The following is a 19,250-nucleotide window of genomic DNA, read 5'->3' as shown; positions in this document are numbered from 1 at the left end:
CATCGGCCCCCCGTCGGCCGATGACACCCGCCGCGCTCCGCGCCCGTGTGCCGTAGGTCAGCGGCGCATGCCGCTCACCTCCACGTCGGACGCCTTCACATAGCCGACCCGGTGCCCGATCTGGATCTCGTAGTACTTCTCCTTGCCGCGCACCACCCGGTGGCCCGTGATGTCGAACACCGGCGCGAAGTAGTACTCGCCCGGGGCGGCGAGACCACCCACCACATACCGCTGTCCGGCGAGCACCTTGTACGGCAGCGGGGTGACCGTCTGCACCGGGATGTCGGCCGGGTACGCCGACGCCTCCGGGTAGGCACGCCCGTACACCGGCACCTCCGCCACCCCCGGCTTCGGCGTCAGCAGCGGGACCTTGGAGTTCACGGCCGTCGGCCGCGTCCGCGGATTGTGGAACCACGCCTTCTGCCCGAGGTACCAGATCGCCGTCCAGTCGCCCCGGCGCTCGGCGACCGCGTACTGCTGGCCGGTCGAGGCGCGTGCCCCCAGGTCGTTGACGCCGGTTGTGGAGTCCTCGCCGCCGGGGCGCAGCCCGATGTCCTTCACCAGCGGAGCGCTCTCGTCGGGCGCGGTGTGCAGCCGTACGGCACCCGAGCCGTGCGGCGGGCACGCCTGGCCCGCCTTGTCGCAGTCGGTGTACGGCGGCTGGTGCGAGGCGTACTGCGGACGGATGGTCACCGCGTCCGCTCCCGCGCCCGCCGTCGCCTGGAACGGCGCGCCGAGGAGCTGGAAGTAGTGCGCCCAGTCCCAGTAGGGGCCCGGGTCCGTGTGCATCCCGGGGATCGACGCGGTGGTCGTGCCCGGCACATTGTCATGGCCGAGGATGCGCTGCCGGTTCAGCGGGATGTCGTACTTGTCCGCCAGATACCGCACCAGCCGCGCCGAGGTGCGGTACATCGCCTCCGTGTACCAGGCGTCCGGCGCGGTGAGGAAGCCCTCGTGCTCCAGGCCCACCGACTTGGCGTTGACGTACCAGTTGCCGGCGTGCCAGGCCACGTCCTTCGCGAGCACGTGCTGGGCGATATGCCCGTCCGAGGAGCGCAGGGTGTAGTTCCACGACACATAGTCCGGGGTCTGGATCAGCTTGATCGTGGTGTCCCACGAGCCCTCGGTGTCATGGATGACGATGTAGTCGATCGACTGGGCCGCCGGGCGGTCGGCCTTGTCGTGGTTGCCGTAGTCCTTGTCGCCGAACTCCTCGTACGGCGCGGGGATCCACTCGCAGCCGACCGTCTGCGGACACTCAGTCGTGGGCGCGCCGGCCGTGCGGCGCAGGCCGAGCCGCGCGGTCTGCGAGGTGTCGGGCGCGACCCGGGGGACCGCGCGGAGCGCCACCCGCTGGCCGCTGTCCGTCGTACGCCGCTCGCCGCCCCTGATCACGTCGTACACATCGTTGGCGTAGGTGGTGGCGGTCGCGGCGTCGTCCGCTCCGGAGAAGCGGGCGACCGCTCCGTACCAGTCGGCCGGATCGGTGCTCAGCGGCTCGCCCAGGTCCCGCTGGGCGGCGGCCAGCAGGGCCGCGCCGCCCAGGACATTGGCGGAGGGGCTCTCCCGCAGCTCCTTCGCGGGCAGGCCGGTCAGCGCGGCGGCGCGGTCCAGGGTGCGCAGCCGGGCGGGCAGTTCGGACGACTTGGGCACCCGGGGGGCGGCGTTACGGGCCGTCCGCGCCGTGCTCTCCGTGTGCTCCGTCCGCGCCGGACGGGACAGGTCGCCGCGCGCGTCCTCCGTACCGTCCGAGTGGTGCGGCGCCTCGGCGAGCGCGGTCCTGGCGTCGGTGAGATGCATCGGGCCGTAGCCGCCGGAGACGCTCGGGGCGCCGCTGTGGGTGTCCCAGCGCGACTGGAGATACGAGACCCCGAGAAGCACGCTCTCCGGCACCTGATAGCGATCGGCCGCCGCGGCGAAATCGCGCTGGAGGCCACCCGGTCCGGGCAGTTCGGCGGTGGCGGAGGGGGCGGCCGAGACCAGCGGGAGCAGCAGGGCGGCGGACGCGACCACTCCGCCCGCTCTCAGCGCGCGTGCGCGGCGGGATCTCGGGGGTGGGGGGACGGAACCTTGCAATGCAGCCTCCAGTGACGGGTGGTGCGCGAAGGGCCTGCCGGGCCGAGTGCCTACAGAGGTATCGGCTCCCGGACGATCCGTCAATCATCGACCACAGCGGGGATTTCGCACGTCAGCGCAGGTCTGACGGAGTTTCGCGACGGTGCTGCCCCGGCCTGCGGCGCGTCAGTGGAGTGAACCAATGAAGGTGTACGGAGTGCTGTCCGGGGGCCGGGCGGCGGCGGGGACCGCGGTGGGGTGCGTGGCTCAGACCGCCCCTCAGGCCGGTCGGCCACGGCAGCCCGAACGCGGGGGGGGGGGAGAGGGTGGGGGGGAAGGAAGGGAGGGGAGTGTTTTTTCTGCCCCCGGAAAGAGAGGTGGGTAGGGTGGGGGGGGGAACGGGGGGGGGGGGGGGGACCAAACCCCCCCTGAGGGCGGGGAGACAAAGAAACCCAAAACGCGCCCCTCCCCCGGTGTGTGGGCACAGGGCGCGCGGCGCGGTTCTCTCTCCGCCCCAGGGACGGCCGGACGGGTCGGCGATACCGGCCCGGGTCGGCGGACGGTGCGGTGGGCTCACGGCCGGGGCCTGTCGGCACCGCCGCGGCAAGTTCCGCGGCCGGTGACGCAGTGGGCGAGCGACGCGTGACTCAGCGGGTGCCGACCGCGGCGCGTACGGCCCGCCGCGCCATCGCGCAGTCGTCGTGCAGCCGCCGCAGCAGCAGCCGCTGCTCCTCGCCCGTGGCCGGCCCGCCCGGCGCGGACCCCGACGCCGGCACGGAGCCGCCCGAGGACGAGGACGACGAGGCGGACGACGGCGACGGACCGGCGCCCGGCTCCGGCGCCTCACGCATCGCGCGCTGCACCGCCGTCTCGTACATCCGGATCTCCCGGGTCAGTACGAGCATCAGATTGACCAGGAACGCGTCCCGGTCCGCCGGCCCCCTGACCTGCGCGAGCTGGCTGATGTGCCGCCGCGCCGCCGGGGCGTCGCCGAGCACCGCCCACAGCGTCGCCAGGTCGTACCCCGGCAGATACCAGCCCGCGTGCTCCCAATCGACGAGCACAGGACCGGCCGGCGACAGCAGGATGTTGGAGAGCAGCGCGTCGCCATGACAGAACTGGCCCATGCCCCCCATGCCCTGCCGGCCGGCCGCCAGTCCGTGCAGCAGCTTCTGGAGATCGCCCAGATCACGGTCCGTGAACAGGCCCAGTTCGTGGTAGCGGGCGATCCGTGCCGCGTAGTCGAGCGGCGCGTCGAACAGCCCGGCCGGGGGCCGCCACGTGTTGAGCCGGGCGATCGCGCCGAGCGCCGCCCGTACATCGTTCCTCGGCGGGGCCTCCACGGGATGACGGGCCAGCGCCGCCGCCCGGCCCGGCATCCGCTCGATCACCAGCGCGCAGTTGTCCGGGTCCGCCGCCACCAGCCGCGGCACCCGCACCGGTGGCCGGTGCCGGACGAACGAACGATAAGCCGCTATTTCGTGCCTGAACCTCTCGGTCCACACCGGCGAGTGGTCCAGTAAACACTTGGCGACCGCGGTGGTACGCCCGGTGGTTCCGACGAGCAGTACGGAACGGCCGCTGCGGCGCAGCACCTGCACCGGATTGAACTCCGGGCAGATCCGGTGCACCGACGCGATGGCCATCCGCAACTGCGCGCCCTGAGGGCCGGACAAGTCGAGTCTCCCGCTGAGCGGTTGGGTGACGGCCCCCGTCCTGATCCGAGTCCGCCCGACATGGGTGGGGTCGAGATACGGTCCGCTTCCGGGCACGACCGTACGCTGCGACCGGGGCGGGGCGGACACGGAGGACGATGCTGTGTACATGGGCGATACAGATCCCTTCGTGTGCCGGCGAGTTGCGTGCGCCACCCCGCCCGCCGGCCGTTCGGCACCCTGGGGAGTACGTCCTGCCGCCGGGGCGGGGTGGCGCTTTCCTACCCGACACCCGGCCGCGGGTGGCACACCATCTGGCGCACCCTGGCGAACCCTGGCGAATAGTCGCCAGGCGGCCCCCGGGGGGTAGTGTCAAGTCAGCCGAGAACCTGGGGGCTTGACGTGAGCGGAGAACCCAACACCCGTCTGTCGGATCTGTTCGGCCTGGCCGGCTGGTCCAAGGGCGAACTCGCACGGCTGGTGAACCGGCAGGCGGCGGCCATGGGCCACCCCCAACTGGCCACCGACACCTCGCGGGTGAGGCGCTGGATCGACATGGGGGAGACCCCGCGCGATCCCGTGCCGAGAGTGCTGGCGGCTCTGTTCACCGAGCGGCTCGGTCGTGTCGTGACCATTGAGGACCTCGGGTTCGTACGGAGCGGGCGCGCGGGGAAACGACGAGACGCCGGGAGCGCCGGGAAGAGCGGCGACCCCGACGGTCTCCCGTGGGCGCCCGACCGCACGGCTGCGGTCCTCACCGAATTCACGGGAATGGACCTCATGCTCAACCGTCGCGGTTTGGTGGGCGCGGGTGCCGCGCTCACCGCAGGCTCCGCACTCACCAGTGCCATGCACGACTGGCTGCACTCCGACCCCGCTCTGTCGCAGGACGCTCCCCGGATCGACGATCCCCTGCACGCCGACCCCGCTGGGTTCGACCGTTACGAGGCCGCCCCCATCGGGTCGCAGGAGATCGACGCGCTGGAGCATTCCGTCGGGGTGTTCCGCGCCTGGGACGCCGCCCGTGGCGGCGGCCTCCAGCGCAAGGCGGTGGTGGGGCAGCTCAACGAGGTGGGCGGCATGCTCGCCTACCGGCACCCCGACCATCTGCAGCGGCGCCTCTGGGGCGTCGCCGCCAACCTCGCCGTACTCGCCGGATGGATGTCCCACGACGTCGGCCTCGAACCCACCGCCCAGAAGTACTTCGTCATCGCCACCCATGCCGCGCGCGAGGGCGGCGACCGTCCCCGCGCGGGCGAGGCCCTGTCCAGAGCGGCCCGGCAGATGGTCCACCTCGGCCGGCCCGACGAGGCGCTCGATCTGATGAAGCTCGCCAAGTCCGGCTCCGGCGACGAGAATCTGCCCCGTACCCGCGCCATGCTGCGCACCATCGAGGCCTGGGCACAGGCGTCCATGGGCCGTGGCCAGGCCATGCGCCGCACGCTGGGCGAGGCGGAGGAACTGTTCGTGTCGGACAAGGGCGACGTGCCGCCGCCCTGCTGGATGCAGATGTTCGACGAGGCCGATCTGCACGGGATGCAGGCCCTTGCGTTCCGTACCCTCGCCGACCACGATCCGGCCGCGGCGACCGTGGCGCAGCGCCATGCCAAGAAGGCACTGGAGCTGCGGGGCGGCGGCCGGCAGCGGTCCAAGATCTTCGACTACATCTCGATGGCGTCCGCCTGCTTCATCGCGGACGACCCGGAGCAGGCGGACCGCTACGCGCGCCTGGCGCTGGTGTCGATGGGGGAGACCTCCTCGCACCGGACCTGGGACCGGCTGCGGGAGATGTACCGGCTCACCGGGGAGTACGCGGGATACGGGAAGATCGAGGACCTGCGCCACGAGATCCAGCTCGCGCTGCCCAAGAAAGCGGCCAAGAGGACGGGGAGCGCGGACATCTGAGGCCCTTGCCAGGAGCTTCGGGTACTGCGCCGTTTGGGTACGGCCGGGCTCGCGGGTACGGCCCATTGGGTACGGCGGGGCTTGTGGGTACGGCGAGGGGCTCGCGGGTCCGGTCCCTTCGGGGTCAGCCGCTGACCCTGGCCACCATCACACAGGCGTCGTCCGCGCGTTCGGTCCCGCCGAACTCCTCGACGACCGCCCCGGCGCACTCCTGCGCGCTGCGGGTCCCGGCGAGCCGGGGCGCCAGCGCCAGGAGCCGGTCCCGCTCGGTCCCGGTGCTGTCATCGGCGCGCGTCAGCCCGTCGGTGTGCAGTACGAGCAGATCTCCGGGCAGCAGCCGGACCTCCGCCTGTTCGTACGCGGCCCCCGGGGTCGCCCCGAGCAGGACGCCGTCCGGCGGAGTCAGCGCACGCCCCGTCCCGCCGCGGAAGAGCAGCGGGGCGGGGTGTCCCGCCTGTGCCCAGGAGAAGGTCCGGGTCGCCGGGCGGTAGCGGGAGCACAGCACACTGCCGAGCGAGGGCTGCTCCGAGGCGTCGACAAGCTGATTGAGATGGCCCAGCAGGGCCCCGGGCTCGATGCCCGCCACGGCCATACCGCGCAGCGCCCCCAGGGTCATCGCCATGGACGAGGCGCCTGCCATGCCCTGGCCGCTGAGATCGCCCACGGTCAACAGGGTGTCGCCGTCCGGCAGTTCGAGCGCGTCGTACCAGTCACGGCCGCTCGGCGGGTCCGCCGCGGACGGCAGATGGCGGGCGGCCAGTTCGAGCGCGGCGGGGCCGCTCGTGGACGTCCGTAACGCACCGCGCCAGGACGGCAGTACGGCCTCCTGCAACTCGGCCACGAGCCGCCGCTCGGTCTGCGTGACCCGCTGTTCGCGCCGGAGCGACGCACGAGTGTCGCGCACCGTCCGCTCGCTGCGCCGCAGTTCGCTGATGTCGCGGAGGACCGCCCACATGGAGGCGGTGCAGCCGTCGGGGTCGAGGACCGGTTCGCCCCTCATGTGCAGCGTACGGACCCGCCCGTCGGGCCTGACGACACGGAACTCGCCGTCGATGGGGCGCCCGTCGATCAGACAGCCCGTCACCAGCGCGGTGAGCAGCGCCTGATCGTCGTAGAACACCAGCGAGGGCAGCTCGTCCAGAGTCATCGGGCCGCTCTCCGGCGGCCGTCCGAGGATCTCGTACAGCTCGTCCGACCAGCTCACCTCGTCGGTGAGGAGGTCCCACTCGGCACTGCCGACCCGGCCGGGCACCGGGCCCGCGGTCTCGCCGGGATCCTCCGGGGCGGCGGGGCCCTCCGGCCGTCCGGCCCTGAGCTGGTCCAAGTGCGCGCCGAGATCGTCCAGTTGATGGACCGCCAGATCGCAGAGCGCCCGCTGCCAGCGCATCCGGGTGTCGCCGTCGTCGACCGCGGAGGTGTCCCGGCGTACGGCGTCCACCTCGCCGCGCAGCCGGCGGGTCTGGGTGATGAGCGCATCCACGGTCCCCCGCTCGGGAGGCTGTTGAGCAGGACGGTCCGCGAAGAGGGGGGACGGCATCTCGTACTCCGATACGCGCGCGGCGCTGTCACGTCCGACTGATGGACTGTTATGAACTCTCGCACAGGCACCCTGGGGCCGTAAGGCGTTTGGCAACACTCGATCCGGCGATGCTCGTGGCATATGTCACGGGCCGCGGGGAGCAGGGTGTACGGGCGGGCCTCCGGCGGCAGTCCCGGTGGCGGCCCCGGGAGGCCTTCGCGGCTCACGGCCGAAGTCCCGGTCTCAGGGCCTGTCCTGATGGCGGTGCAGTGCCACCAGCAGCCGCCAGACCCGGGCCGCGATGCCCTCCGGGGTGTCCTCGATCAGACCGTGCAGCCAGTCCGCCAGCACCCCGGTGAAGGCCGCGGCGACCGCGGAGGCGATCAGCTCGGGGGCGGGCGCCTCGGCCAGGACCCGTTCGGCGCGGCTGCGTTCGCGCAGTTCCCGGTGGAGCAGCTCGCCCAGCGGGCCGCCGCCGCCCGGGCGCAGCAGGGCCCGGTGGAGCGCCGCGTGCGGGACGAGGCCGGTGAAGAACGCGGTCAGGGGCGGCGGCGGGACGCGTGGATCCGGGACCCCCCGCCAGGCGTGCAGGGCGTCCACGGCATCCCGTACCACCTCCGCGCAGGCGTCCACGGCCAGCGCCTGGAGGTCCGGGTAGTGGAGATAGAAGGTCGCCCGGCCGGTCCCTGCCCGGCGCACCAGGGCCGCGACCCCGACCTCTTCGAACGGCCGCTCGGCGCACTCGTCGAGCAGCGCCTGCCGCAGTCTGGCCCGGGTCCTCGCCGTACGCGGATCGCCGGCCGGACCGCCCGCGCTCATCCCGCCGCGAGGACGGCGGCCAGGGTGACCGCGCCCGGCAGGGCCTGGACGAGCAGGATCCGCCGGTTCGCGGTGATCCCGCCGTACACCCCGGCGACGACCACACAGATCAGGAAGAAGATCTGCGCGCGGTACCCGGTCGGGTCGCCGGCGATCAGCCCCCAGAACAGCCCGGCGGCCAGAAACCCGTTGTAGAGCCCCTGGTTGGCGGCGAGCGGCGCGGTCGCGCGCGCCATCTCGGCGTCGAACCCGGAGAGCCCCCGGCCCGGTGCGCGCTCCCACAGGAACATCTCCAGAACCATGATGTAGACGTGGAAGGCGGCCACCAGGCCGACGAGTATGTGCGCGGCTGTCCCCATGACGAGGTCCCCCGGACTCAGAAGAAGCAACTGGACATGTGCCCAGGAAGTATAGACATGTGTCCAGGAGTGCTCGGTGCCGGCCGCCTCGGCTCCCGCGCGAGCCGGGTGGCCGGGCAAGCCGGAGCCCCCGGGGGAAGCGCGTCCCCGGGGGCTCCGGCCAGCATTCCCCGGTGGGGGCGCTTGGAGTTAACGCGGCACAGTCTGGCACCGGGCCCGGTCAGGCGCGGGCATGCCGCGCCGCGCTCACCAGATGGCCTCGACCCATTCGGGGTGGTCGATGAACGGGTTCCGGTTCTGCTGGTACTGGCTGTAGATGACCTCGTTGCGGCGCTTCTCGAAGGCGTCCGGCGGGTCCTGGTCGCTCCACCGCTTCAGTACGGACAGCTTGCCCATCGCGGGCGTGGAGCCGTTGTTGACCCGCTCGTTGGGTTCGAGGTCCGGCCAGGAGTCGCCGCCCTCGTACCGTACGGCCATGTAGAGGATCATCCGGGCGACATCGCCCTTGACCGCGTTGCGCGGCTCGAAGGAGTCGGAGTCGGTGTAGTTGCCCGGGGCACCGGAGACCGTGCTGCCGCCGGTGTCGAAGTCCTTGTTGCCGCGCACGCCGTTGACGCCGACGTCCTCGGGGCGCAGATGGTGCAGGTCGGTGCCGGGCCCGGCGGAGGTGCCGAAGCCGCCGTGGGACTGGGCCCAGACGTGCTCGCGGTTCCACTGGCCGGAGTTGCCGCCGTTGCTCGACTTCGACTGTGACCGGCCGGAGTACAGCAGGATCACGTTCGAGCTGTTCGCGGGGTCCTGGTCGGTGTTCTTGAGCGCGTCCCAGACCTGTGCGTACGAGATCTTCGTCTGGTTCCTGATGATCGTGTGCAGGGCCGACTTCAGCGCGGGTCCGGTCTTGCCGAGCGCGCCCTGGTAGTACGTGTCGTCGAGTGCGGCGAGGGTACGTGCCGTGCCCGGGGCGGGGGCCGAAGCCGCGGGCGGCGTGGCGGCCGGGGCGGCGGCAGCGGTGGTCGCGAGCACCGCGGTGGCGGCACCGAGGACCAACAACGCGCGTAGAGTGGGGAGTTGGCGACGGGACATGGGTGGCTGTCCTCTCCGGCGGGGGGCCTTCCACGGGGCCTGTGGGCCCGTGGGGCTGTGCGAAAACACACAGTGCCGGTCATGTGCAGGTCAAGTCAATCGTGGACCGGCCCCCGGACCGCCCGGTTCCGGAGGGTCTGCGTTCATATGGATGAGCAATGGCCAAGGAGCTGGCCAACTTTGGTCCATACCAGCTCCTTGACGGCCCCTCGCGCCCTCCCTTAAATCAACTATTGAAATAAGCGCCCGAGGTGTTCCTCCGGACAGTCCCCCCTCGGTGCAATGTCATGCGCATGACCCCCCACTTGAAGTGAAGTGATGACCTGTGCGAATCCCCCTGGGACGCCGAATCGCGCTTTCCGCGCTCGCCCTGCTCTGCTGTACCAGCGTGCTGGCCGCGGTCCCCGCCGGCGCGGCCTCCGCGCCCGAGCCACGCACCGAGGCGGCCGCCTCGATCGCCGCGGTGACCTTCTCCGACGACTTCAACGGAGCCGCGGGATCCGCCGTCGACGGCAGCAAGTGGCAGATAGAGACCGGCGACAACGTCAACAACCACGAGCGGCAGTACTACACCGCCGGCAACAACAACGCCGCCCTCGACGGCCAGGGCAACCTGGTCATCACCGCGCGCAAGGACAACCCCGGCAACTACCAGTGCTGGTACGGCCGGTGCGAGTACACCTCGGCCCGGCTGAACACCGCCGGCAAGTTCACCGCGCAGTACGGACGCGTCGAGACCCGGATGAAGGTCCCGCGCGGCCAGGGCATGTGGCCCGCCTTCTGGATGCTCGGCAGCACGGGCGGCGGCTGGCCCGACCAGGGTGAGATCGACATCATGGAGAACGTCGGCTTCGAGCCGGGCACCGTCCACGGCACGCTGCACGGCCCCGGCTACTCCGGCTCGGGCGGTATCGGCGCCGGATACACCCTGCCGGGCGGCCAGGCGTTCGCCGACGCCTTCCACACCTTCGCGATCGACTGGGCGCCCGACTCCATCACCTGGAGCGTCGACGGCAATGTCTACCAGCGCCGCACCCCCGCCGATCTCGGTGGCCGGGCCTGGGTGTTCAACAAGCCGTTCTTCATGATCCTCAACCTGGCGGTCGGCGGCTACTGGCCCGGCGACCCCAACGGCAGCACCCCCTTCCCCTCCCAGCTCGTCGTGGACTATGTGCGCGTCACCACGAACGACGGCGGCTCGGGCGGCGGCGCCGGTACGATCACCGGCCTCGGCGGCAAGTGCGTGGACGTGGCCGGGGCCAACCCGGCCAATGGCACCCCCGTACAGCTCTACGACTGCAACGGCTCGGCGGCCCAGCAGTGGACGGTCGGCTCCGACGGTTCGCTCCGTGCCCTCGGCAAGTGCCTGGACGTCAAGGACAACAGCGTGGCGGACGGCGCCCAGCTCCAGCTCTGGGACTGCGCGGGCACCGGCAATCAGCAGTGGGCCCTGCCCGCCGCCCGCGATGTGGTGAACATCCAGGCCAACAAGTGCATGGACGTCACGGGCAACAGCTCGGCGAACGGCACCCGCCTCCAGATCTGGACGTGCACCGGAACCGCCAACCAGAAGTGGACGGTGAACCGCTGATGTCCGCCGCGGGCAGTATCCGCAAGACCCTCAGATCCCTGGCCCTGCTCGTCGCCCTGCCGCTCGCGGCCGGCGCCGCACTGGTCACCGCGCCCGCCCCGGCCACCGCGGCCGTCGCCGCGGTCGGTACGATCACCGGCCTCGGCGGCAAGTGCGTCGATGTCGCGGCCAGCAGCTCCGCCAACGGTACGGCCGTACAGCTCTACGACTGCAACGGCTCCGCCGCCCAGCAGTGGGACGTCGCGTCCGACGGCTCGATCCGCGCCCTCGGCAAGTGCCTCGACGTCAAGGACAACAGCACCGCCAGCGGTGCCCAGCTCCAGCTCTGGGACTGCGCCGGCACGCCCAACCAGAAGTGGTCCGTCTCCGCCGCGCGGGACATCGTCAACACCCAGGCCGACAAGTGCATGGACGCCACGGGCAACAGCTCGGCGAACGGCACCCGGCTGCAGATCTGGACCTGCACCGGAACCGCCAACCAGAAGTGGACCGCGCCCTCGGGCGGCGGCAACCCGCCCGCGCCCAGCGGACCCATGGCGGTCGCCCCGTACATCTACAACGGCTGGGGCAGCCCGCCGAACCCGGTCACCGTCATGAACGCGACCGGTGTGAAGTGGTTCACCCTGGCCTTCGTGCTCAGCAACGGCTACTGCAACCCGCAGTGGGACGGCGGCCGCCCGCTGACCGGCGGAGTGGACCAGCAGACCATCAACACCGTGCGCGGCGCGGGCGGCGATGTCATCCCGTCCTTCGGCGGATGGAGCGGCAACAAGCTGGAGAGCTCCTGCTCCAGCGCCGGTGAGCTGGCCGCCGCGTACCAGAAGGTCATCAACGCGTACGGCCTCAAGGCGATCGACATCGACATCGAGGCCGCGGCGTACGACAGCCCCACCGTCCAGCAGCGGACCGTGGACGCGCTCAAGACCATCAAGGCCAACAACCCCGGTATCAAGGTGTACGTCACCTTCGGCACCGGCCAGAACGGCCCCGACACCAGCCTGATCAACCGGGCTGCCGCCGCCGGACTGACCGTCGACAGCTGGACGATCATGCCGTTCAACTTCGGCGGCGCGGGCCAGAACATGGGCACGCTCACCACCCGGGCGGCCGAGGGCCTGAAGAACGCCGTCAAGAACGCGTACGGGTACAGCGACGACCAGACGTACCGCAGCATCGGCATCTCGTCGATGAACGGCATCACCGACAACGGTGAGACGGTGACCGTCGCGGACTTCCGCACCATCCTCGCCTACGCGCAGCAGCACCATCTCGCCCGGCTGACCTTCTGGTCGGTCAACCGCGACCGGCCCTGCACCGGTGGCGGAGCCGACACCTGCTCGGGCATCGGCCAGCAGGCGTGGGACTTCACCCGCGTCTTCGCGCAGTACGCCGGCTGACCGGCGGGGAGAACACATGAACACGCTCTCGTACGGCGGCGGCGCCACGCCGGGCCGCCGCCGGCACCACCGGCTGTCCCCGCTCACGCTGCTGCTGACCGTAGTGGCTCTCTGTTTGTCGCCGGCCGCCCTGCCCCAGCAGGAGGCCGCGGCGGGGACCGCCGTGGAGGGCGGTGTCACGGTGGGCGGTGCCGCTGCGGCGGCACTGCCCACCGGGTGGACCACCGTCGTCAACAAGGCGAGCGGCAAGTGTGTGGACGCCCGCGCCGCCGCCACCGGCAACGGCACCGCCGTACAGCAATACACCTGCAACGGCAGCCTCGCCCAGCACTGGAGTCTCACCGCCACCAGCGGCGGATTCGTCAGGGCGGGCAACCGCAACGACGGGAACCAGGTCTGGGACGTCACCGACGTCTCGGCCGCCGACGGCGCGCCGATCCAGCTCTGGACGTACAGCGACGGTGTCAACCAGCAGTGGCAGCCGGTGGCCGAGGCCGACGGCGCGTACCACTTCGTGAACCGCAGCAGCGGCAAGTGCCTCGACGTGCCCGGCGCCTCGACCGCCGACAGCGTCCAGCTCCAGCAGTACACCTGCAACGGATCGAGCGCACAGTCCTTCCGGGTGGAGGCGGCCGATCCGCCGGTGCCCCCGGGCACGCCCGACCTCGGGCCCAATGTGGTCGTCTTCGATCCGTCGATGCCGGCCGGCACCATCCAGAGCCGGGTGGACGCGACCTTCCGCCAGCAGGAGACCAATCAGTTCGGCACCCAGCGGGCCGCCTTCCTGTTCAAGCCCGGCACCTACGACGCCAATGTGAACGTCGGCTTCTACACCCAGGTCGCCGGTCTCGGTCTCTCGCCCGACGATGTGAACATCCGGGGCTCGGTCCATGTCGAGGCCGACTGGTTCCCGCCGCAGAACGCCACCCAGAACTTCTGGCGCAGCGCCGAGAACCTGTCCGTCACCCCCACTTCGGGCACCGACCGCTGGGCCGTCTCGCAGGCCGCTCCGTACCGCCGTATGCATGTCCGCGGCAATCTGGCCCTGGACGACGGCGGCTGGTCGAGCGGCGGCTTCATGGCCGACTCCAAGGTCGACGGGCAGGTCAGGTCCGGCTCGCAGCAGCAGTGGCTCTCCCGCAACACCGAATGGGGGAGCTGGACGGGCTCCAACTGGAACATGGTGTTCGTCGGCGCCCAGAACGCGCCCGCGAACAGTTTCCCCAGCCCGCCGTACACCACGGTCGACCAGACCCCGCAGGTCCGTGAGAAGCCGTTCCTGTACGTCGACGCGGCCGGCGCCTACAAGGTGTTCGTCCCGGCGCTGCGGAACAACTCCAGGGGTACGACCTGGTCGGCCGGGGCTCCGGCGGGTACGTCGATCCCGCTGGACCAGTTCTACATCGCGAAGCCCGGAGCGACCGCGGCGGATCTCAACGCCGCGCTGGCGCAGGGCAAGAACCTGCTGGTCACCCCCGGGGTCTACCACCTCAACCAGACCCTGAGGATCACCCGGCCGGACACCGTCGTCCTCGGGCTCGGCCTCGCCACCTTCATCCCGGACAACGGCATCACCGCGGTGTCGGTCGCCGATGTGGACGGAGTGAAGGTCGCGGGTCTGCTCATCGACGCGGGACCCGTCAACTCCCCGCGCCTGATGGAGGTCGGTGCCGACGGCTCCGCCGCGAGCCATGCGGCCAACCCGACCTCGCTGCACGACGTGTTCTTCCGCGTCGGCGGTGCGGGCGTCGGCAAGGCGACCACCAGTCTGGTCGTCAACAGCCGCAATGTGATCGGCGACCACATGTGGATCTGGCGCGCCGACCACGGCAGCGGGGTGGGCTGGAACACCAACACCGCGGACACCGGCCTGGTCGTCAACGGTGCCGATGTCACCATGTACGGCCTGTTCGTCGAGCACTACCAGAAGCATCAGACGATCTGGAACGGCAACGGCGGGAAGACGTACTTCTACCAGAACGAGATGCCGTACGACCCGCCCAACCAGGCGGCCTGGATGAACGGCGGGACCCAGGGATACGCCGCGTACAAGGTGGCCGACTCCGTGACCAGCCATCAGGCGTACGGGCTGGGCAGCTACTGCTTCTTCAACGTCAACAGCGGTGTGACGGCGGAGCACGCCTTCGAGGTGCCCAACAACGTCAATGTGCGGTTCCGCAACATGGTGACGGTGTCGCTGGGCGGCACCGGGACCATCCGGCATGTGATCAACGACCGGGGAGGCCCGTCGAACTCGGCCACGAACGTGGCGAATCTCGTCGCCTACCCCTGACAGGTCTTTTCCTGAGACCTGGCGGCCCGCGGACGGAGATCCTCCCGTCCGCGGGCCGCTTCGGCCGCTCCGGCGTGCGATGCGGCCGCCCGTCGAGCAGGATGACGGGGGACGGACAGCGGCCCGGGAGCAGTGGAGGCGGGACATGCCGGTCAGCACGGTTTTCCTCACGGGCGGCTCCGGCTATATCGGCCGCCGCACCATCGCCGCCCTGCGCGACCACGGGATCGGCGTGACCGCGCTGGTCCGCAGCGACCGGTCCGCCGAGACCGTGTCCCGGCTGGGCGCCGAGCCCGTACGGGGCAGCCTCACCGATACCGATGTGCTGCGCGAGGCCGCGTCCCGCGCGGACGGGGTGATCCATCTCGGCGCCGAGGCCACGGCGGACGCGGCCACCGTGGACCGCGGGGCCGCCGACGCCTTGCAGGACGGCGTGGGCTCCGGACCGTATGTCCACACCGGCGGGGTCTGGGTGTACGGGAACACCGGCGTCGTCGTCGACGAGGACGCGCCGAGGAATCCGCCGGCGATCACCGCGTGGCGGCTCGCCAACGAGGAGCGCGTCCTCGCCCGCGCGGCCACCGGGGGACACCCGGTCGTCGTCATGCCGGGCGTCGTCTACGGCGGGGGCGGCGGGCTCATCGAGGCGTTCCTCGCCGGTCCGGCGCGGGAGTCCGGGGCGGTGCCCCTGATCGGCGACGGCTCCAACCACTGGACGGTGGTCCATGTCGAGGACATCGCGGAGCTTTTCGTCCTGGCGCTGGACGCGCCCGCCGGATCGGTCTTCGCCGGAGTGACCGAGGAACACCCCACGCTGGCCGGGATCGCCGGTGCGGTCGGGCGCGCGGCGGGCTGCCCCGGCCGTACGGAACGGCTGACGCTCGCTCAGGCGGTCGACCGGATGGGGCCGGTCGCCGAGGCGTTCGCGCTCGACCAGCGGCTCACGGGGGCGCGGGCCCGGTCCGTACTGGGCTGGGAACCCCGCCACACGGACGCGCTGGGCGAGCTGAGTGAGCCTGGCCGATCCGACCCGTCCGGTGATTGAGGACCGCTAGGGCAGCGGCTCCACCTCCAGGAAGCGACGGCGGCGCGGGCCCCGGTAGAGCAGCGCCTCCCAGCCCAGCCGTTCCAGCACCGCCGCGCACTCCGTCAGCGCGCGCTCCTCGTCCTGCGCGGCCCCGCCCCCGGGCGGGCCCAGCCACTCCACCCGTACGCTCGCGGGCCGCTCGCCGGCGAGCACACGGAACCCGGTCGCGGTCCGCAGCCCCGCCTCGTCCACCGCCGACGGCGCCAGCCCGGCCGCCTCCAGTGCCAGTGCCACCGCCCGCACCGGCCGCTGCCGCTCCCAGGGCGCCGGTACGGCCGCCGGATCACCGCCGCCCGTATGTGTCAGCCGCCGGATCTGCAGCAGCCCCTCGAAGGCGACACGGACCTCGGCCGCCCGCGCCCGCGGCTCCGTGCCGGGCGCCGGTCCGTCGCCCGTGGCCGCCTCGAAACCGCCCGCCACCGTTCCCCCCTCTGCGCGGGATGAGAAAGGCCCCGACCGGACGGGGGATTCCAGTCGGGGCCGTACAGGGGAGAGTGTGGAACCGGGGACTCCGGCCCGCACCCTCTCACTTCTCCTCAACGGCGGACCGTCTCGGAAAGTTCCCCGCTCTCAGGATCCGTTTCAGGAAGGCAGGACCCAGATGGGGTTGGAGTAGAACCACAGGTCCTTCCACGGGTCGGCGTCACCGACGACATCGATCGCCGGACCGAACGGGTCGACCGCCGCGCCGTGGACGCCCACCGCGCTGCGGTTGCCGTCGGTGCCGCGCAGCCGGACGTACAGCGGGGTGGAGACCCGGCCCAGCTTGTACGTGAGGCGGACGGTGCCCGTCGACTTGTTGACCTCGAAGGACTTGACGACCTTCGCGGTCGGCGCGGTGAAGGTGTCCTTGTCGCGCACCGGGCCCGTGACATCGCCCTGGATGATGTCGACACGGGCCAGCTTCGGCACGAACTGCGCCCAGTTGGCGCCGTTGGCCAGCGCGATGTCGATGGTCAGCTCGACATTGTCACCGCGCTTGGTGTGCAGCGCGCCACCGAGCGTGGTCCAGCGGCTGCTGCCCTTGATCCGGACGTCGAGGCCGCTGATCAGCGCGCCGTGGTCGACCCAGATCCGGCCCGCGCGCATGCCGTCCATGACCGCCGCGTACGAGAACCGGTCCGCGCCGACGTGCGTACGGCTGTAGTGGCCCGGCCAGTAGTCGCCCTCGGTGAGGTTGAGGCCGTCGTTGCCGTAGACGGGGTCGGAGTGCCTGCCGTTGACCGAGAAGTTGTCGTCGGGGCCGTAGACGGAGGGCTCGGCGTAGACCCGGTGCGAGTCGGAGTTGGCGGTGATCCACCACGGCTTGCCCTCGGCCAGGAGGCTGTCCCAGAGACCGCCGACCGTCGAGGTCATCCAGTCGAAGCCGCCCCAGGTGCGGTAGCTGTCCGCCGGGTAGGCCGGGAAGGAGTTGGCATTGGGGTTGTTGCCGTAGAAGCCACGGGCCTGGCCGCCGCCCTTGGGCTTGGGCAGACCGGCGGCCTGGTGGCCGGGGGCACCCTCCATGCCGATGGCGATCGGGTGGTCGGACGAGGTGGCGTCGCGCCAGCCGCGGATCTCGTGCGGCGAGTCGATGCCGTTGCGGGCCGGGTGGTTGGCCAGCATCACGGCGTCGTCGACCTTGCGGCGGCGCACCTGGTCGGCGAGGAACTGCAGGCCGGAGATGGCCAGGGCCTCGTTGACGCCGTTGTCGCTGCTCGGGTGGAGGCTGCCGTCGTAGTCGTTCTCGAACTTCTTCAGCACCTCCACCTCGTTGCGGCCCGGGTGCACGAAGACCGTGGCGTGCTCGGCGCCCGGGATGTTCCACTCCAGGCCCTGGAAGACGAGCTGGTCCTTGAACTTCTCGCGGGCTTCCTGGATGTCCGGGTTGACCTTGTCCACGCCGATCTTGGCGTGTGTCTGGCTGCCGTGGTCGGTGATGACCATCCAGTCCAGGCCGTGCGCCGTGCCCTGGCGGACCTGGTCGATGACGCGGTACTTGCCGTCGTCGCTGTACTGCGTGTGGATGTGGTGGTCGCCCGCCAGCCACAGGAAACCGTTGCTCTTGGAGCGGTCGCCCAGGGGGGAGCCGCTGGAGTCGGCGGCGGCGGTCGTGGCACCGCCGAGGACGCCCGCTCCGGCCAGACCGGCGCCGAGGAGGCCCGCGCGGCGCAGCATCGAGCGGCGGGAGAGCTGGCTCGGGGACAGCTCGCTGTCCGGCACGCCGGCGTCGAGCGCCGCGGGCAGGGGGCCGTTCTCGGCCGGGTTGTCGTGCGTGTGGTCGTGCCCGTGGTCATGCGGGTGGTGATGCCCGTGGCCCATTTCTGCTCCTCGCCGATACCTGTGATGCTCAGCGAGTCAGATGTTCGATCGGCCACGTGAAGATCCGGTGACGGCAGCTCGTACGCCATATGTTGAAAGCCGTACGGAACCTGTCATCCCGTTTCCGGGGGGCCGGGAGGCGGGTATCACCCGCCTCCTGACGGCCCGGGTCAGGACGGGAACTCGTCCGCGGGGACCTCGGTGGTAGTGGCGTTGCCGCCGATCGTCTTCGCGAGCGAGAAGGTCAGCACCGTGTACTGGGTGCCCCCGGACACATCGACCGTACGGAAGTCCGCCTTGTCGTCGAACTTCTCGAAGGAGCAGTCGCGGGTGAAGGACTTCTTCGACGAGTTCCAGTCCGTGCCCGAGGTGAAGTACACCGTGTACGAACCGTCCTTGACGCGGCGTACGGTCGTCTTGGAGTCCTTGCGCACGTACACCGTGAAGACGGTCCGCTTGCCGCGGGTCAGCGAGATCACCGCGTCGGAGCTGGTGCCGTTCCTGATGGTGAGCTGCCCGAGGCCGCCGCGTCCGCTGTCCTTCACAAAGGAGCCGTTGCCGAGCCGCCGGTGTTTCGGCTTCTCGGTCCTCGGCAGCTTCAGATGGACGGGGTAGCCCAGCTCGGAGAGGGCGGCGCCGGCGTCCCGTACGGGCTGGAGACCGCCGGCCGCGTTCAGCTCGACGCGTGGCGAGGTGGCGCAGCGCCCCTGGTCGCCCCGCGCGTCCTCCAGGTCCTGGCTCAGCCCGCGCAGCGAGGCGGCGAGCGCGGCATTGCCGCTGACGGCGTCCTCAGGGGTCTTGGCGATGTCCAGCGAGGCGGCGGCGGTGTTCGCCGCCGCGGCGGCCGTGCCGAACGCCTTGCTCAGCGCGGCGTCCTCCCGCGCCTTGTCCACCGCGCGCAGGGCTTTGTCGAGCGGGCCGAGGGTGGTGGTGAGCTCCCGGCGGTACGCGGCGGGGTCGACGGTGGGCGTGGGACTCGGCGCGGGTGTGGTGACCGGTGGGGCCGACGTGGCGCCGCCGCTGTCACCGGCCGAGTCGCAGCCGGCCAGCGGGAGCGTGAGCGCCAGTACCGCGCTCACCGCCGTGGCCTTCCCCGAGAGCCCCATACGTATACGCGCGCGCGTCTGTGTCACTGCACTACCCCCCGTGCCCCGTTCGCCCCCGGCCGGGCGCCGGGTGACAAGAG

Annotated in this window: 14 protein-coding genes; 5 read left to right on the top strand and 9 right to left on the bottom strand. The window is 71.3% G+C overall.

Going from position 1 to position 19,250, the window contains the following annotated elements; translation table 11 throughout:
- Positions 1-57 precede the first annotated feature (57 nt).
- Both ACFU9P_RS27755 and ACFU9P_RS27750 read right to left on the bottom strand, forming a co-directional pair.
- Positions 58-2,076 carry an N-acetylmuramoyl-L-alanine amidase gene (locus ACFU9P_RS27755; protein ID WP_384085821.1) on the bottom strand — a complete coding sequence of 673 codons (2,019 nt, stop codon included), beginning with the start codon at positions 2,074-2,076 and terminating at the stop codon, positions 58-60.
- Between the two features lie 626 nt (positions 2,077-2,702).
- A complete protein-coding gene (locus ACFU9P_RS27750; RefSeq protein WP_384085818.1) occupies positions 2,703-3,881 on the bottom strand; it encodes an aminoglycoside phosphotransferase family protein in 1,179 nt (392 codons plus the stop codon).
- Positions 3,882-4,112: 231 nt separating this feature from the next.
- Between ACFU9P_RS27750 and ACFU9P_RS27745 the strand changes: the two genes are divergently transcribed.
- Entirely contained in the window at positions 4,113-5,615 is a 1,503-nt protein-coding gene (locus tag ACFU9P_RS27745) for a hypothetical protein (protein ID WP_384085815.1), read from the top strand.
- Positions 5,616-5,739: 124 nt separating this feature from the next.
- Here the strand turns inward: ACFU9P_RS27745 and ACFU9P_RS27740 are convergent, their stop codons facing one another.
- From ACFU9P_RS27740 to ACFU9P_RS27725, 4 genes are all read right to left on the bottom strand, one after another.
- Complete coding sequence (locus ACFU9P_RS27740) at positions 5,740-7,152, bottom strand: PP2C family protein-serine/threonine phosphatase (protein WP_384085812.1); 1,413 nt, start codon at positions 7,150-7,152, stop codon at positions 5,740-5,742.
- A gap of 225 nt (positions 7,153-7,377) precedes the next feature.
- Positions 7,378-7,953: a TetR/AcrR family transcriptional regulator gene (locus tag ACFU9P_RS27735; protein WP_384085809.1), complete on the bottom strand. Its 576-nt coding sequence runs from the start codon at positions 7,951-7,953 to the stop codon at positions 7,378-7,380.
- Complete coding sequence (locus ACFU9P_RS27730; protein ID WP_217310407.1) at positions 7,950-8,312, bottom strand: DUF1304 domain-containing protein; 363 nt, start codon at positions 8,310-8,312, stop codon at positions 7,950-7,952. The genes ACFU9P_RS27735 and ACFU9P_RS27730 overlap by 4 nt, the downstream gene beginning before the upstream one ends.
- A 246-nt stretch (positions 8,313-8,558) precedes the next feature.
- Entirely contained in the window at positions 8,559-9,395 is an 837-nt protein-coding gene (locus ACFU9P_RS27725) for an endonuclease I family protein (protein WP_376386740.1), read from the bottom strand.
- A gap of 391 nt (positions 9,396-9,786) precedes the next feature.
- Here ACFU9P_RS27725 and ACFU9P_RS27720 point away from each other — a divergent pair, with 391 nt between their 5' ends.
- From ACFU9P_RS27720 to ACFU9P_RS27705, 4 genes are all read left to right on the top strand, one after another.
- The gene (locus ACFU9P_RS27720) at positions 9,787-10,986 is read left to right on the top strand and encodes a family 16 glycosylhydrolase (protein WP_384085859.1); all 1,200 of its coding nucleotides are present in this window, start codon (positions 9,787-9,789) and stop codon (positions 10,984-10,986) included.
- The gene (locus ACFU9P_RS27715; protein ID WP_384085856.1) at positions 10,986-12,383 is read left to right on the top strand and encodes a ricin-type beta-trefoil lectin domain protein; all 1,398 of its coding nucleotides are present in this window, start codon (positions 10,986-10,988) and stop codon (positions 12,381-12,383) included. The genes ACFU9P_RS27720 and ACFU9P_RS27715 overlap by 1 nt, the downstream gene beginning before the upstream one ends.
- A gap of 16 nt (positions 12,384-12,399) precedes the next feature.
- Complete coding sequence (locus ACFU9P_RS27710) at positions 12,400-14,676, top strand: RICIN domain-containing protein (RefSeq protein ID WP_384085805.1); 2,277 nt, start codon at positions 12,400-12,402, stop codon at positions 14,674-14,676.
- 145 nt (positions 14,677-14,821) lie between these two features.
- Positions 14,822-15,721: an NAD-dependent epimerase/dehydratase family protein gene (locus tag ACFU9P_RS27705; RefSeq protein ID WP_384085802.1), complete on the top strand. Its 900-nt coding sequence runs from the start codon at positions 14,822-14,824 to the stop codon at positions 15,719-15,721.
- Between the two features lie 6 nt (positions 15,722-15,727).
- On the opposite strand, the gene ACFU9P_RS27700 is transcribed toward ACFU9P_RS27705, so the two are convergent.
- The 3 genes from ACFU9P_RS27700 to ACFU9P_RS27690 all read right to left on the bottom strand — a co-directional run bounded on the left by ACFU9P_RS27700 (position 15,728) and on the right by ACFU9P_RS27690 (position 19,143).
- Positions 15,728-16,183: a hypothetical protein gene (locus tag ACFU9P_RS27700; protein ID WP_384085799.1), complete on the bottom strand. Its 456-nt coding sequence runs from the start codon at positions 16,181-16,183 to the stop codon at positions 15,728-15,730.
- Between the two features lie 162 nt (positions 16,184-16,345).
- On the bottom strand, positions 16,346-18,064 hold the full coding sequence (locus ACFU9P_RS27695) for a PHP domain-containing protein (protein ID WP_376383543.1): 1,719 nt from the start codon (positions 18,062-18,064) through the stop codon (positions 16,346-16,348).
- A 170-nt stretch (positions 18,065-18,234) separates the two neighbouring features.
- Positions 18,235-19,143, bottom strand: a complete 909-nt coding sequence (locus tag ACFU9P_RS27690) for a hypothetical protein (RefSeq protein WP_384085794.1) — start codon at positions 19,141-19,143, stop codon at positions 18,235-18,237.
- Positions 19,144-19,250: the final 107 nt, after the last annotated feature.

It is taken from the genome of Streptomyces sp. NPDC057617 (genome assembly GCF_042800555.1).
In the GTDB taxonomy this organism is placed as follows: Bacteria; Actinomycetota; Actinomycetes; order Streptomycetales; family Streptomycetaceae; genus Streptomyces.
The sequence above is the reverse complement of the archived record's forward strand: the minus strand, read 5'-3'. Positions and strand labels throughout refer to the sequence as shown.